The sequence below is a fragment of the Streptomyces sp. NPDC050528 genome (assembly GCF_044457795.1).
GTDB lineage: Bacteria > Actinomycetota > Actinomycetes > Streptomycetales > Streptomycetaceae > Streptomyces.
This window is the reverse complement of the sequence record NZ_JBITHH010000008.1, coordinates 422942-436414: the sequence shown is the minus strand read 5'-3', so window position 1 is coordinate 436414 and position 13473 is coordinate 422942. Positions and strand designations below refer to the sequence as shown.

Genomic DNA, 13473 nt, shown 5'->3' with positions numbered 1-13473 from the left:
GGGGGGGGGGGGGGGTCGGCGGGGATCTGGGTGGCCACCTCTCGTGGGGGGGGGGGGGGGGGCACCGGGGGGGCGGGGCCCCGGGCGGGGCCCCGGGCGGGCGCCCCCGCGGCTCGCCAGAGACTTCGGCCTCAGGCGTCGGTGCGCACCAGCCGGTACGCCGCTCCGGCCAGCGCGAGGGCCGTCCAGCCGAGGAAGACCAGGAGTCCGGCGGTGGGTGACAGGGTCGTCGAGTCGTGGGTGAGCGCGAACATCGAGCCGCCCGCGTTGCTCGGCAGGTAAGGGCTGATGTCGTCCTGCCAGGAGGTGGGCAGCAGCGAGATCAGGCCCGGGACCAGCATGAACGATGCCACGAGGACCGAGATGCCCCCGGCGACCGAGCGCAGCAGCGCGCCCAGCGCGGTGCCGATCACCCCGACGAGGCCGAGGTAGAGACCGGCGCCGAGCAGGCTCCGTACGACTCCGGAGTGGGAGAACGAGAGGGCCGCGGGCGTGCCGGAGACGATGCCGCTCACGATCGGGAACGCGACGAACACCCCGACGAGTGAGACGCCGAGCGCGACCACGCCGAAGACGAGGGCCTTGGACCACAGCACGGGCAGGCGGCGCGGGACGGCGGCGAGCGTCGAGCGGATCATGCCGGTGGAGTACTCGCCGGCGGTGACCAGGACGCCCAGCACACCGAGCGCGAGCTGCGCGAAGTTCGTACCGAAGAGGGAGAGGTCCAGCGCGGTGGAGTTCGCGTCGTCCGGCCGCAGATGTCCGTCGCTGTAGGACGACTTGTAGTGCGCGGCGGCGATCAGGCCGAACGCGATCAGGAACAGCAGGCCGAGGCCCAGGGTGATCCAGGTGGAGCGCAGGGACCACAGCTTGGCCCACTCGGAGCGCAGCACGCGGCGCCCGGTGACCTTGTACGGCGGACGGGCCGGTTTCACCGGCGCGGGTGCGGCACTGTCGGTCGCGGTGATGGTGCTCACGCGGCCCTCCCGGGGGTCTCGACGGTGGTGGAGCCGTGGTACTCGACGGCGTCCCGGGTCAGGTCCATGAACGCCTGCTCCAACGAGACGGTGCGCGCGCTGAGTTCGAAGAGCGGGATGCCGTGCTCGGCGGCCTTGAGACCGATGGCCCGCGCGGTCAGCCCGGTGACGTGCAGCTCCTCGGAACCGACCTCGCCGCTGATCTCGACACCGGGACCGGCGAGCACCTCGCGCAGCCTGGCGGGCTGCTCGGAGGCGACGGTGACGGTGTCGCCTCCCGCGTGCCGGACCAGGTCCTGGACGGTGGTGTCGGCCAGCAGCCGCCCGCGTCCCACGACGATCAAGTGGTCGGCGACCAGGGCCATTTCGCTCATCAGGTGCGAGGAGACGAAGACGGTACGACCGTCTGCGGCGAGCCCGGTCAGCAGGTTGCGGATCCACAACACGCCTTCGGGGTCGAGGCCGTTGACGGGTTCGTCGAGCATGACGGTCGCCGGGTCGCCGAGCAACGCGGCGGCGATGCCGAGCCGTTGGCCCATGCCGAGGGAGAAGGCGCCGGCGCGCTTCTTCGCCACGGACTGCAGTCCGGTCATCTCGATGACCTCGTCGACCCGGCGGCGCGGGATGCCGTGCGTGTGGGCCTGCGCCATCAGGTGGTCGAACGCGGAGCGGCCCGGGTGGATCGACTTGGCCTCAAGGAGCGCGCCGACCTCCTGGAGCGGCGCGCTGTGCTCGGCGTAGGGCCTGCCGTTGACCGTGACGGTGCCGCTGGTGGGCGCGTCCAGGCCGACGATCATGCGCATCGTGGTGGATTTCCCGGCGCCGTTCGGGCCCAGGAAGCCGGTGACCGTGCCGGGCTTGACGACGAAGTCCAGCCGGTCGACCGCCGTCTTCTCCCCGTACCGCTTGGTCAGTTGGTGTGCCTCGATCATCGGTTTCCCTCACGCTCACGTGCCGCTGCCCCCACTGGGCCTTCCCACCGGCAACGCTAGGAGGGCGGGGGTCCCGAAACCGTCGTACCGGGGGGTCATTGAGGGTGCGGGCGTAGTACCCCGGTACCACTGTGTGCATCGCGTTGTGTACGTTCCCACCCCGATCGCACACACGTCACGTCCACCAACTGCGGGAAATACAACCGACACACATATTTACAGCGCCTGTTACCTCTCTTACTGTGAACGTTCTCAGAACCAAACCCGCATGCGCATGTCAGTCGACCCAAGGAGGTCGGGTACCCCGTGAAAATCCCGGGCCGCATAGTGAAGGCCGCCTTGTTGCTGGCCGCAGTCGCCCTGCCGGCGGCGATGCTCACCCCCACGAACGCCGCCGCCGCGAACTCGCTCACCATGCTCGGCGCCGACGTCTCGTCCGCGCAGCGCGCGATCGACCTCGGCGCCAAGTACTACGACTCCAGCGGGACCGCCAAGGACCCGCTCGACATCCTGAAGGGCGCCGGCGTCAACTACGTCCGCCTGCGGATCTGGAACAACCCCGCCAGCGGCTACAACAACAAGGCGAAGGTGCTGGCGTACGCGAAGCAGGTGAAGGCCAAGGGCCTCAAGCTGCTGATCGACTTCCACTACTCGGACACCTGGGCCGACCCGGGCAAGCAGTACAAGCCGGCGGCCTGGTCGAGCCACGGCATCAGCGCGCTGCAGACCGACGTCTACAACTACACCTACGACGTCTGCAACAGCCTCAAGTCCCAGGGCACCACCCCGGACAGCGTGCAGATCGGCAACGAGATCAACGTCGGCATGCTGTGGGACGACGGCAAGGTCGTCAACAACGACTTCACCAACCTCGGTCTGCTGCTGAAGTCCGGCTACAACGCGACCAAGGCGTGCAACAGTTCCACCCAGGTGATCATCCACACCGCCGACGCGGACAGCGACTCCAACGCCCGCTGGTTCTACGACGGCATCAAGGCGCAGGGCGTCAACTGGGACATCACCGGGCTGAGTTACTACTGCATGTGGCACGGCACGCTGGCCAACATGGGCAGCGTCGTCTCGGACATGAAGTCGCGCTACGGCAAGGACGTCATCATCGCGGAGACGGCCTACCCGTTCACCACGTCGGACGCGGACAGTACGGCGAACTCCGTGACTTCGGGCTGCTCCGGCTATCCGCTCACCTGGGCGGGCCAGGGCGCGGAGTTCACGGCGGTGCAGAACACGGCCCGGAGCGCGGGGGCGATCGGCGTCTTCTACTGGGAGCCGACCTGGTACGCGGTCACCGGCAACGGCTGGGACCCGGCCAACATCGCGACCAGCGGGGACGGTTGGGACAACATGGCGATCTTCAACTGGACCGGCCAGGTGAACCCGAATGTGAAGTGGACACCGTAGGGCGGTGGTTCGGGCTCGATGCCTGAGGGGGCGGAGAACGGCGGCGGCCGTTCTCCGCCCCCTCAGTGCTGACTGCCCGTCAAGGCGCGGTATACGGCCGAGGACTTGGGGTTGGCCCCACAGCGCCACACGCCATGCGGGCAGTAGTCGCTGATGGTCTGGTAGAGCGGGTGCTGGGCAGCCATCCAGGTGAGCATGCCGCGCATGTAGGTGGGGTTGTCGCCGTTCTCGAACAGTCCCCACTCGGGGTAGGCGATGGGCTTGTGATGGGCACGGGCGAAGTCGGCCTGCGCCAACAGTCCGTAGGGCTCGGTCAGTTGTTGGGAGAAGGGCAGGCCTCGGGGGGCGTCGTACGCGTCCATGCCGATGACGTCGACGTGGTCGTCGCCCGGGTAGCAGTCGGTCCAGGGGATCGCGTCGTGGCCGCGGGTGGGGGTGAAGTCGAAGCGGAAGTGCTGCCCGGGGACGGATCGCATCGCGGTGACGATGCGTGTCCAGTAGCGCCTCCAGGAGGCGGGGTCGGGCGAGCAGCGGTGGGTGTAGGTGGTGCCGTTCATCTCCCAGCCGAGGACGATCTCGGTGTCGGGGGCGCCGAGTCGGACGAGACGGTCGGCGAGGGCACGGAAGTGGTCGTCGTAGCGTCCGTCCGCTCCGTCTCGCAGCTCGGTGCGGACCACGCCGTCGGGGAGGTGGTCCTCGTTGCGGTCCAGCATCGGCACGTTGAGGACGAGAAGCCGGTCCCCCTCCTTGCGACGCCAGTCCGCCCACAGGGCGAGGTCGTCGGAGGCCCCCTCGATGTCGCTCCAGTTGTCGCCGGGGAGATACGCGTGACCGACGAGGGGTTCGGGCCGACCGAGCCAGGCACCGAACTCCGCGACCCGGCGGACTGCGTCGGCGCCGTAGCCGACGTAGGCGCCGTAGGCCGTGGGCGGGCCGGATGCCTTCGCCGGGGCGGCTTGCGTGGGCGGCGACGGGGATTCGACACCGGGGACGCAGGCGGGCCCGGTCAGCAGGACCAGCGCGAGGGCGACGGTGAGCAGGGCCGACGGGGTGCGGCGCGTCCCGGACGGGGGCACTGGGCGGGGCTCCTTCTTCCGGGAGAGGTGCGTAGGGCGGGGGTGCAGGGGGTGTGGTGGGCCGGGCGGGTCTGGTGGGTGCAGGGGATGCGGGATGCGGGGGTTGCTCCGGCGCCCGAGCAACGTATCAGCGCGGGGCGGAAGATGAGGATGTAGCGCGCTATAGGGGACATGAGCGCCGGGCATGGCGGAGAATGCCGCCGCCGTCGGCCCGGTCCAACGAGCTTCGTCAGCTGCGCGGCCCTGGACCACGGAACCCGGACGGGCGCGCATCCGGGCGGCGCCGCCCCAAGGCTCGACCAGCCGTTCCGCTCACGCCCGGCGCGCGCCCACGCGAAAGGACTGCGCGCCGGCACGAAAGACGGCAGCCGTGTCCCTTGGAAGAGTCGGCTCCATGAGATCGGAACCGGTGCAGAACGTCGTGCTCGTGCACGGCGGGTTCGTGGACGGCTCCGGGTGGCGGGAGGTGTATCGGCTGCTGACGGGCGACGGGTTCCGGGTGAGCGTCGTGCGGAATCCGACCCGGTCCCTCGCGGGCGATGTCGCCGCGACCGAGCGGGTGTTGGACGCGCTGGACGGGCCGGCGATCCTCGTCGGGCACGCGTACGGCGGGGCCGTCATCACCGAGGCCGGTGATCACGACCGGGTCGCCGGGCTCGTCCACATCGCGGCGTTCGCGCCCGACAAGGGCGAGTCCGTCAGCACGTTGACCGCCGGCCCCGAGCCGGGCGCGCCGGTGCCGCCGATCCTGCCGCCGGTCGACGGGTTCCTGTTCCTGGACCGGGACAGGTTCCACGCGTCCTTCGCGGCCGATCTCCCTCTCGCCGAGGCCGAGTTCATGGCCGACGCGCAGGTGCCGTGGGGGCTCGACGCCCTCGGCGGCACAGGCCGAGCCGGTACCTGGTGGCCACCGACGACCGGATGATCCCGCCTCCCGTGCAGCGGGCGATGGCCCGGCGGGCCGGCAGCACGGTCACCGGGACCGACGCCGGTCACGCCGTGCACGTGTCCCGGCCGGACGCCGTGGCCGACCTCGTCCGGCAGGCCGCGGCCGACGCCGTCGACGGCGTCTGACACCCGCCGTACCCGACCTCTCCTCCCCCACACCTCAACTCCCCACCCCCGGAAGCCCGTTCACACACGCACGCGCCGCCGGGCCCGCACCGAAGGATCACCATGACCACCCCTGAAGTCCCCCAAGTCCAGACCGTCCGCGGCCCCGTGGCCGTGACCGACCTCGGTTCCGTCCTGATGCACGAGCACGTCTTCGTCGTCAGTGAGGAACTCCGCCAGAGCCTCCCGGAGACCTGGGACGAGCGGGAACGCATCGCCGACGCCGTCTCCCGGCTGAAGGCCCTCGCCGCGACCGGTGTCTCCACGCTCGTCGACCCGACCGTCATCGGGCTCGGCCGCAATGTGGCGCGCGTCGCCCTGGTGAACGAGCAGGTGGACCTCAACATCGTTGCGGCGACCGGCATTTACACCCTCGCCGACATCCCGGACTTCTACCGCTACCACGGACCGGGCACCCTGCTCGGCGGCCCCGAGGGCATGACCGACCTGTTCGTCCGCGAGCTCACCGAGGGCATCGCCGACACCGGCATCAGGGCCGCGTTCCTCAAGTGCGCGATCGAGGACGAGCTCACCCCGGGCGTGGAGCGGGTGATGCGCGCGGTGGCCCAGGCCCATCTGCGCACCGGCGCCCCGATCACCGTGCACACAAGTGCCGCCGCCCGTACGGGACTTGTCACGCAGGACATCCTGCGCAGTGAGGGCGTGGACCTCGGCGCGGTGGTGATCGGGCACAGTGGTGACACCGCCGACCTGGACTATCTGCATCAACTCATCGACAACGGCTCGTACGTCGGCATGGACCGCTTCGGTCTCGACGTCCTGCTCCCCGAGGACCAGCGGGTGGCGACCGTCGCGGCCCTCGCGCGGGAGGGGTTCGCCGAGCGGATGGTCCTGTCGCACGACGCGTCCTGCCACATCGACTGGTTCCCGCCGGGCGTACGGGAGCAGATCGCGCCGAACTGGCACCACACCCACCTGCACGACGAGGTCCTCCCGGCCCTGCGCGGCGCCGGTGTGACGGAGGATCAGCTCACCACCATGCTGGTCGACAACCCGCGCCGGTACTTCACACCGCTCGACTCCTAGGCGTTGCGCCGGGCTTCGCGCGGGGTCAGGCCGAACTCCGTGCGGAACGCGGTGGCGAAGGAGGCGTGACTGCCGAAGCCGCTGGCGTGGGCGATCTCGGCGATCGAGTACGTCGTCCAACTCCCGCTCGCCAGCCGGGTCCTGGCGACGTTCAGCCGTTCGCGGCGGATCAGGTCGCGGGAGGTGGTGCCCGCGGCCTGGAGCACCTGCTGGACGTAGCGCGCGGACCAGCCGAGCGCCCGCGCGATGCCGACGACGTCCAGGTCGCGGTCGCAGGCGTGGTCCCGGACGTAGCGCCGGATCGCGGCCTCGACCGTGGCCCGCTGTCCGGTGGGCGCCGAGTCGACGCCGCCCTCCGCGGCGAGGCAGACCAGGTCGAGGAGCCGGTCGCAGGCGAGGTCGAAGGTCGTCTCGGAGAGGTGCTCGCGCTCCTCGTGCAGGGTGGTGGTCAACTGCCGTATGACACGGCCGAGTCCGCGGTCGCCGCCGAGCAGATGCGGTCCCCCGGCCGCGAACGCGCTGCGCGCGGCGAGGTGGTGCCCGGACACGATCAGGGAGATGCTGCGCAGGTCGGCGCCGTGCGCGAAGGTCAGGGGCCGGTCGATGTCGCACAGCGCCATGACGCCGGGGCCGATCTCGCCGGCGGCCGCGCCCTGTTCCACCCGGGCGGATCCGGCGAGCGGGACGAGGAGTTCGTACGTGCCGCGGGGATCGGTGCGGATGTGCCGGGTGTCCCGGTCGACCACTTCCTCGCCGCCGGAGCACAGGGCGAGACTGTAGGTCTTCGACCGCTGCCACTCCAGGTGCCCGGTCCACGGGGCCCGGCGGTCCGGCACCTTGATGCGGCTCGCACCGTGCAGGCCGGTGAAGACCTCGTCCCAGGCGCTCACGGAGGAGACGGTCAGCGCTTGGCTCCAGGAAGACACACCTCATCCTATCCACCCGAATCCGACGATGCTCATGACAGCCGGGTGCGCCGTTCTCCCACTCCTGTGATCGGGTTCATGCCCCCGGGATCGAACTTTTGGACCGGTCCCGCATCATGTCCGTGTTGGCAGCACCCATCCGGAAGCGAGCTCCCCCCATGTCCGTGTCCCGTCGCTTTCTCGCCCCCGTGGTCCTCCCGGCCGACCCCGCCTGTTCCGTCCTGCGCGACGCCGTGGTCGACGTCGCGCAGGACGGCCGTATCGCCCATGTCGGTACGGTCGCCACCGCGCCCCCGCTCCCGGCCGGCGTCTCGGTCACCTCCCTGTCCGGCATCCTGGCTCCCGGCCTGGTCAACACCCACGCGCACTCCCCGATGACCCTCCTGCGGGGACTCGGCGGCGACCTCCCGCTGGCGTCCTGGCTCCAGGACGCCGTCTGGCCCGCCGAGGCCCGCATGACTCCCCGCGACGCGCACGCGGGCATGCTCCTGGGCTGCGTCGAGATGCTCCGCCACGGCGTGACGACCAGCGCCGAGATGTACGCGCACGCCGAGCAGGTGGCCGACGCGGCGCTCGAAGCCGGGAGCCGGGTCCTGATCGCGCCCGCCTACTTCGACCGGCCCGGCGACGACTGGCACACCGATCTCGCGGCCATCGGCAAGTGGATCGACACGGACGGTCTGCGCTTCGGGCCCGGTGAGCGCGTCGAGCTCTGCTACGGACCGCACTCCGCCTACACCCTGCCGCCCGAGGCGCTGCGGGCCACGGCGGAGGAGGCGGCACAGCGCGGCGCCCTGGTGCACATCCATGTCGCGGAGACCCTCGCCGAGGACGTCGCCCAGCGGGAGTCGCACGGTTCCGTGCCTCAACTGCTCAAGGAGACCGGGCTGTTGGACGGGCGGCTGCTCGCGGCCCACGCCGTGCACCTCTCCGACGACGACATCCGGCTGCTCGCGGAGTCCGGTGCGGGTGTCGCGCACTGCCCGGGCTCGAACGCCAAACTCGCCTCCGGCACGGCCCGCTTGCACGCCCTGCGTGCCGCGTCCGTCGCCGTCGGTCTCGGCACCGACGGGCCCGCGAGCAACGACGACCTCGACCTGTTCGAGGAGGCCCGTCTCGCGATGATGTTCTGCCGGCTCGCCACGTCCGACGCCATGGCCCTCACCGCCGCGGACGCCTTCCTGATGGCGACCTCGGCCGGCGCGGCGGCGCTGGGCCGGACCGACATCGGCGCCCTCCGCCCGGGAAACTGGGCGGACATGATCCATCTCTCCGTGGACGGGCCGCACTTCGCCGCGGGCCTCGACGCCGAGGACGGCCGTTTGCTCGCCAACCTGATGTGGGCGGCCGGTTCCCGCGCGGTCCAGGACGTGTGGGTCGCGGGCGAGCCCGTCGTCGTGGACGGCGAGACCGTGAAGGTGGACCGTGCAGCCGCCCAGCACGCCGCCGGGGAGGCGGCCGCCCGCATCGCCTGATCCGACCTCAGGCGTTCGGACCGTTCCTGTTCCCGCTCGACCTCTACGGGAGGCGTCATGGCATCGGCATCCCTCACCCCGCCGGTCCTCGTCGGACGATCGGCCGAACTGGCCGTCCTCGACGGGCACTTCGACGCCTCCCGGGTGCGGGGAGCCGCGCTGATGCTGACCGGGGAGCCCGGGGTGGGCAAGACCGCCCTGCTGGAGGCCGCGGCACCGCGCGCGTCGGAGGCGGGCTTCCGGGTGCTGCGGATCGCGGGCTGCCCGTTCCAACGGGGCGTCAGTTTCTCGGCGTTGAACCAGCTGCTGCAGCCGCTGGCCGAGGAGATCCCCGCCCTGCCCGCACGGCAGGCGGACACCCTCCAGGCGGTCCGCGGGCTGTCCGACGAGCAGCCGACGGAGCTCCTCGCCATCGCGAACGCCGCGCTCGCCCTGCTGGAACGGTCCACCGTCGAGACCGGTCCCCTCGCGCTGTTGGTCGACGACGTGGCCTGGGTGGACCGGCCCAGCGCCACGGTCCTGGGCACCCTCGCCCGCTCCCTGCACACCGGACCGATCGTCCTGCTCGGCGCCTCCCGGACCGGCGACGAGTCCTTCCTCGGCAACATCGGGATACCCGAGTACGAGGTCCGCCCCCTGGACGACGTCTCCGCGAACGAGCTGGTGGCCGAGCGGTTCCCCGCAATGGCGGCCAGGGTCCGCCGGCGGCTGGTCGCGGAGGCCCGGGGCAACCCCCTCGCCCTGCTCGAACTGCCCGTCCCCCTCAACGACTTGCAGCAGCGGGAGCAGGGCAGCCTGCCCGCCGTACTGCCGTTGACCGAGCGGCTCAAGGAGATCTTCTCCACCCGGGTCGCCGCACTGCCGGCCGCCACCCGGAAGCTGCTGCTGCTCGCCGTGCTGGACGCTTCGGGTGAACTGCACATCCTCCAGCGGGCGTCGGGCGGACCGGACGGTCTGGCCGGGCTGTCCCCCGCCGAGCGCGCCGGACTCGTCCAGGTCGACGCGGTCACCGGCAGGCTGGTGTTCCGGCATCCGCTGACCCGGTCCGCGGTACTGGACCTGTCGACCAGCGAGGAGCGCCGGTGGGCGCACGGGGCGCTCGCCGCGGAACTCCCCGAGGGTTCCGAGCACCGTGCCCGGCATCTCGCCGACGCGGCCGTGGGCCCCGACGACCAGGTGGCCGCCCTGCTGCACGAGGTGGCGTACAGCACCCTGCGCCGCGGTGACGCCGTCGGCGCCATCACCACCCTGCTGCGCGCCTCGGACCTGAGCACCACCGGCACGGCCAAGGCCCGCCGGCTGGCCGAGGCGGCCTGTCTGGGCGCCAACATCACCGGCGATCTGGGAAATGTGCGCGCCCTGCTGGGCAACGCCGGCCACGCCGACCCGTCCGGCGTCGTCTCCCTCGCCGCCGCCACCGCCGCGGCCAGTCAACTCCTCAACGGCGAGGGCGATGTGGACACCGCCCACCGACTCCTCATCGGCGCCATCGAGACCCATACGTGGCCCGAGGACACGGAGATGGTCGAGGACATCTTCCGCGAAGCCCTCAACACCCTTCTGCTGGTGTGCTTCTACGGCGGCCGGCCGGAATTGTGGCACTCCTTCGAGGACGTCGTGAAGCGCCGCCGTCCGCGCACGTCGGGCCGCCTGCTGCCGGTGATCCTGGGCACCTTCGGCGATCCCGCGTACGGCGCGCTGCCCGTCCTCGACCGGCTCGACCACCTCATCACCGGCCTGCACCAACAGACCGATCCCGTACGGGTCTTCGGCATCTCGCTCTCCTCCTCCTACATCGACCGCCTCCCGGGCTGCCGGGGCGCGCTGCGCCGGATCATCGACGACGGCCGCGACGGCGGGGCCGTGGCGTTGGCGATCCAGGCGCAGTTCCTGCTGGCCAACGACGCCTACGCGGGCGGCCAGTGGGACGAGCTGCTGGAGATCACCGACGAGGGTCTCGCCTGGTGCGAGACGTACGACTACCGCCTGACGGCCTCAACGGGCCACTTCCAGCGCGGACTTGTGGCCGCCGCGCGCGGCGACGGCGGCACCGCGCGCGAGACCGCGGACCGGCTCGTGTCCTGGGGCAACCCGCGCGGGCTGGGCGCGCTGCGGGTCTACGCCGCGCACATCCGGGCCCTGTCGGCGCTCGGCAGCGCGGACTTCGACGCCGCCCACCGGCTCCTGCGGGCCCTCGTCACCCCCGGCGAGGTGCCGCGGTTCATGCCCCACGCGCTGTGGCTCCTGCTGGACTTCGCGGAGGCCGCCGTGCACACCGACCACCACGAGGAGGCGGCCGCGCACGTGGCGGCGATCCGCGGGACCGACATCCCTTTGATCTCACCCCGGTTGGCGATGGTGACGGCTGCCGCCGAGGCGATGGCGAACCCGGACGTCATCGACCACGACCTGTTCGAGGCGGCCATCGCCACCCCCGGCGCCGAACGCTGGCCGTTCGACTGGGCGCGGATCTGCCTGGCCTACGGCGAGCGACTGCGCCGTGCCAAGGCGGGCGGCGCGGCCCGGGAACACCTGGACGCGGCGCTCGGCACGTTCGAGCGGCTCGGCGCCGCCCCGTGGAGCGCGCGGGCGGCCAACGAGCTGCGGGCCAGCGGGATTCCCGTGAAACCGCTGACGCCCGTCGAGTCCGAGGGCCCGGACCGGCACGCGCTGCTGACTCCGCAGGAGCGGGTGGCGGCCCAGCTGGCCGCGACCGGGCTGACGAACAAGCAGATCGCCGCTCAGCTGTTCCTGTCGCCGCGCACGGTGGCGGCCCATCTCCGCAGTGTCTTCCGGAAGTTGAACGTCACCTCACGGGGCGGCCTGCGCGACGCGCTGACCGGCCCCGTGCCGTGACGTCTCCCGGTCAGCTCGCGTCGGGTTCCGACTGCCAGGTCCAGTTGGGGCGTTCGTAGGCCACCTGGAAGCCGAGGCGGAGCATGTTGTGCAGCGAGCTGTTGTGGGTGCCGGGCTGCTCGGCGCCGGTCTCGGCGACGAGGACACGGCAGCCCAACTCCCGTGCCGTGCGCGCCCGGGCGGCGAGCAGAGCGGTCTGCCCGCCGCGACCCCGTGCGTGGGGCAGTACGGCGCCGGCGAACATCTGCGCCGTGTGGCCGCGGACGAGCATGGTGCCGGTGCCGACCAACTCCCCCCGCAGCCAGGCCCCGTAGGGATACCAGCCCGGCCGGGTCACGGTGGCGGCGCCCATCTCGGCGTAGTGCTCGACCGGTGTGCCGAAGGCGCGCATCATCACCGTGCCCCATTCCAGGGCGTGTTCGGTCTCCAGCGGGGTGACGCTGATGCCGTCGGGCTGCGTGTCGAGGGCGTCGGCGCGGGCGACGGCCTCCTCGGTCGTGCCGACGAGCTTGACCCAGGACGAGGACTGGACGATGCCCTCGCGGGCGCAGATCTCCGGCCAGTCCTCGGGGAGGAAGGCGGGCGCGATCTGGAAGGCGGCCTGCGGGGTGCCCGCCGCGCGGTAGAAGTCGCAGACCTCTTCGACGAGTCGGGCCGTGACGGGGGCGGTGACACCGAAGCCCAGGGCCTTGCTCCAGAAGCGGGTGCTGTCATTGCGCATCGACAGCACGACACCGCCGCCGATCCGGGTGGCGGTCATGCCCAGTGCGCTGCGGACGTTCTCGGGGGTCTCCGTCTGGAATCGGTAGAGGGCCTCCGCCTCGGACTGCTCGGCGACGGACGGCTGGACGACGGTCGTCATGGGTTTCTGTTTCCCTCTCGGGTTGTCCCGGCTTCCCTCGGGAAGCGACGCGGACAGCCCGCCTGTGAACAGGCGGGCTGAAGCGGGGAGTCGACATGCGGTCAGTGACCGGCGGCCTGCTTGATGAGGTCCGCCACCGCCGCGGGCTGGGAGACATAGACGGCGTGGCTGCCGGCGGCCTCGGCCACGGTCGAGCCGGCGCGCTCGGCCATCTGGTGCTGGACCGGCGGCGGGATCATGTGGTCCTCGGTGGCGACGAGGTACCAGCTGGGCTTGGTCCGCCAGGCCGGTTCGGTGATCGTTCCGCCCAGCGCGTCCAGGCCCCACGGAACCTGCGCGTCGGCGAGGAACGCGGCGTCCTCGGCCGGCAGATCGCCCGCGAAGGACGCGGCGAACTTGTCCCGGTCCAGGAAGAGGAAGCCGTCGACGGGCGGGAGGATCGGCGGCACGGGCGCGCCGGGCGCGGGATCGGCGACCAGCGTGCCGACGGACTCGTCCTTGTCCGGCGCGAAGGCCGCGATGTAGACGAGCGCGGCGACACCGTCGTGGCGGCCGGCCTCGGTGATCACGGCGCCGCCGTAGGAGTGGCCGACGAGGACGGCGGGGCCGTCGAGGGCGTCGAGGGCCCGCTGGGTGACGGCGACGTCGTCGACGAGGGACAGGGTCGGGTTCTGCACGACGCTGACGTTGAAGCCGTCCTGGGTGAGCAGGCGGTGCACCGACTGCCAGCCGGAACCGTCGACGAACCCGCCATGCACGAGAACGATGTTCTTCACGGCACTCATGCCGA

The 13473-nt window shown here is 71.6% G+C and carries 10 protein-coding genes and 1 pseudogene; 5 read left to right on the top strand and 6 right to left on the bottom strand.

The window, feature by feature from the left end; all coding sequences use genetic code 11:
* Window positions 1–131 precede the first annotated feature (131 nt).
* A complete protein-coding gene (locus ACIBK4_RS28540; protein ID WP_398998945.1) occupies window positions 132–977 on the bottom strand; it encodes an ABC transporter permease in 846 nt (281 codons plus the stop codon).
* On the bottom strand, window positions 974–1909 hold the full coding sequence (locus ACIBK4_RS28535) for an ABC transporter ATP-binding protein (RefSeq protein WP_398998943.1): 936 nt from the start codon (window positions 1907–1909) through the stop codon (window positions 974–976). Before ACIBK4_RS28535 ends, ACIBK4_RS28540 begins: the two co-directional genes overlap by 4 nt.
* Before the next feature lie 306 nt (window positions 1910–2215).
* Between ACIBK4_RS28535 and ACIBK4_RS28530 the strand changes: the two genes are divergently transcribed.
* A complete protein-coding gene (locus tag ACIBK4_RS28530) occupies window positions 2216–3328 on the top strand; it encodes an arabinogalactan endo-beta-1,4-galactanase (protein ID WP_398998941.1) in 1113 nt (370 codons plus the stop codon).
* A 62-nt stretch (window positions 3329–3390) separates the two neighbouring features.
* Here the strand turns inward: ACIBK4_RS28530 and ACIBK4_RS28525 are convergent, their stop codons facing one another.
* Window positions 3391–4404: a glycoside hydrolase family 26 protein gene (locus ACIBK4_RS28525; protein WP_398998939.1), complete on the bottom strand. Its 1014-nt coding sequence runs from the start codon at window positions 4402–4404 to the stop codon at window positions 3391–3393.
* 184 nt (window positions 4405–4588) lie between these two features.
* Here ACIBK4_RS28525 and ACIBK4_RS28520 point away from each other — a divergent pair.
* A pseudogene (locus ACIBK4_RS28520) lies at window positions 4589–5478 on the top strand (alpha/beta fold hydrolase).
* A 102-nt stretch (window positions 5479–5580) separates the two neighbouring features.
* On the top strand, window positions 5581–6564 hold the full coding sequence (locus ACIBK4_RS28515) for a phosphotriesterase (protein ID WP_398998937.1): 984 nt from the start codon (window positions 5581–5583) through the stop codon (window positions 6562–6564).
* On the opposite strand, the gene ACIBK4_RS28510 is transcribed toward ACIBK4_RS28515, so the two are convergent.
* Window positions 6561–7490 carry an AraC family transcriptional regulator gene (locus ACIBK4_RS28510; protein ID WP_398998935.1) on the bottom strand — a complete coding sequence of 310 codons (930 nt, stop codon included), beginning with the start codon at window positions 7488–7490 and terminating at the stop codon, window positions 6561–6563. The genes ACIBK4_RS28515 and ACIBK4_RS28510 overlap by 4 nt on opposite strands.
* Window positions 7491–7648: 158 nt before the next feature.
* Here ACIBK4_RS28510 and ACIBK4_RS28505 point away from each other — a divergent pair, with 158 nt between their 5' ends.
* Window positions 7649–8965: an amidohydrolase family protein gene (locus ACIBK4_RS28505; protein WP_398998933.1), complete on the top strand. Its 1317-nt coding sequence runs from the start codon at window positions 7649–7651 to the stop codon at window positions 8963–8965.
* Window positions 8966–9022: 57 nt separating this feature from the next.
* Window positions 9023–11821 (top strand): ATP-binding protein, encoded by a 2799-nt coding sequence (locus ACIBK4_RS28500; RefSeq protein ID WP_398998932.1) that lies wholly within the window; start codon window positions 9023–9025, stop codon window positions 11819–11821.
* A gap of 10 nt (window positions 11822–11831) precedes the next feature.
* Here ACIBK4_RS28500 and ACIBK4_RS28495 read toward each other — a convergent pair whose 3' ends face one another.
* Together ACIBK4_RS28495 and ACIBK4_RS28490 are read right to left on the bottom strand one after the other, a co-directional pair.
* Complete coding sequence (locus tag ACIBK4_RS28495; protein WP_398998930.1) at window positions 11832–12683, bottom strand: GNAT family N-acetyltransferase; 852 nt, start codon at window positions 12681–12683, stop codon at window positions 11832–11834.
* 101 nt (window positions 12684–12784) lie between these two features.
* Window positions 12785–13468: an alpha/beta hydrolase gene (locus ACIBK4_RS28490; protein WP_398998928.1), complete on the bottom strand. Its 684-nt coding sequence runs from the start codon at window positions 13466–13468 to the stop codon at window positions 12785–12787.
* Window positions 13469–13473: the final 5 nt, after the last annotated feature.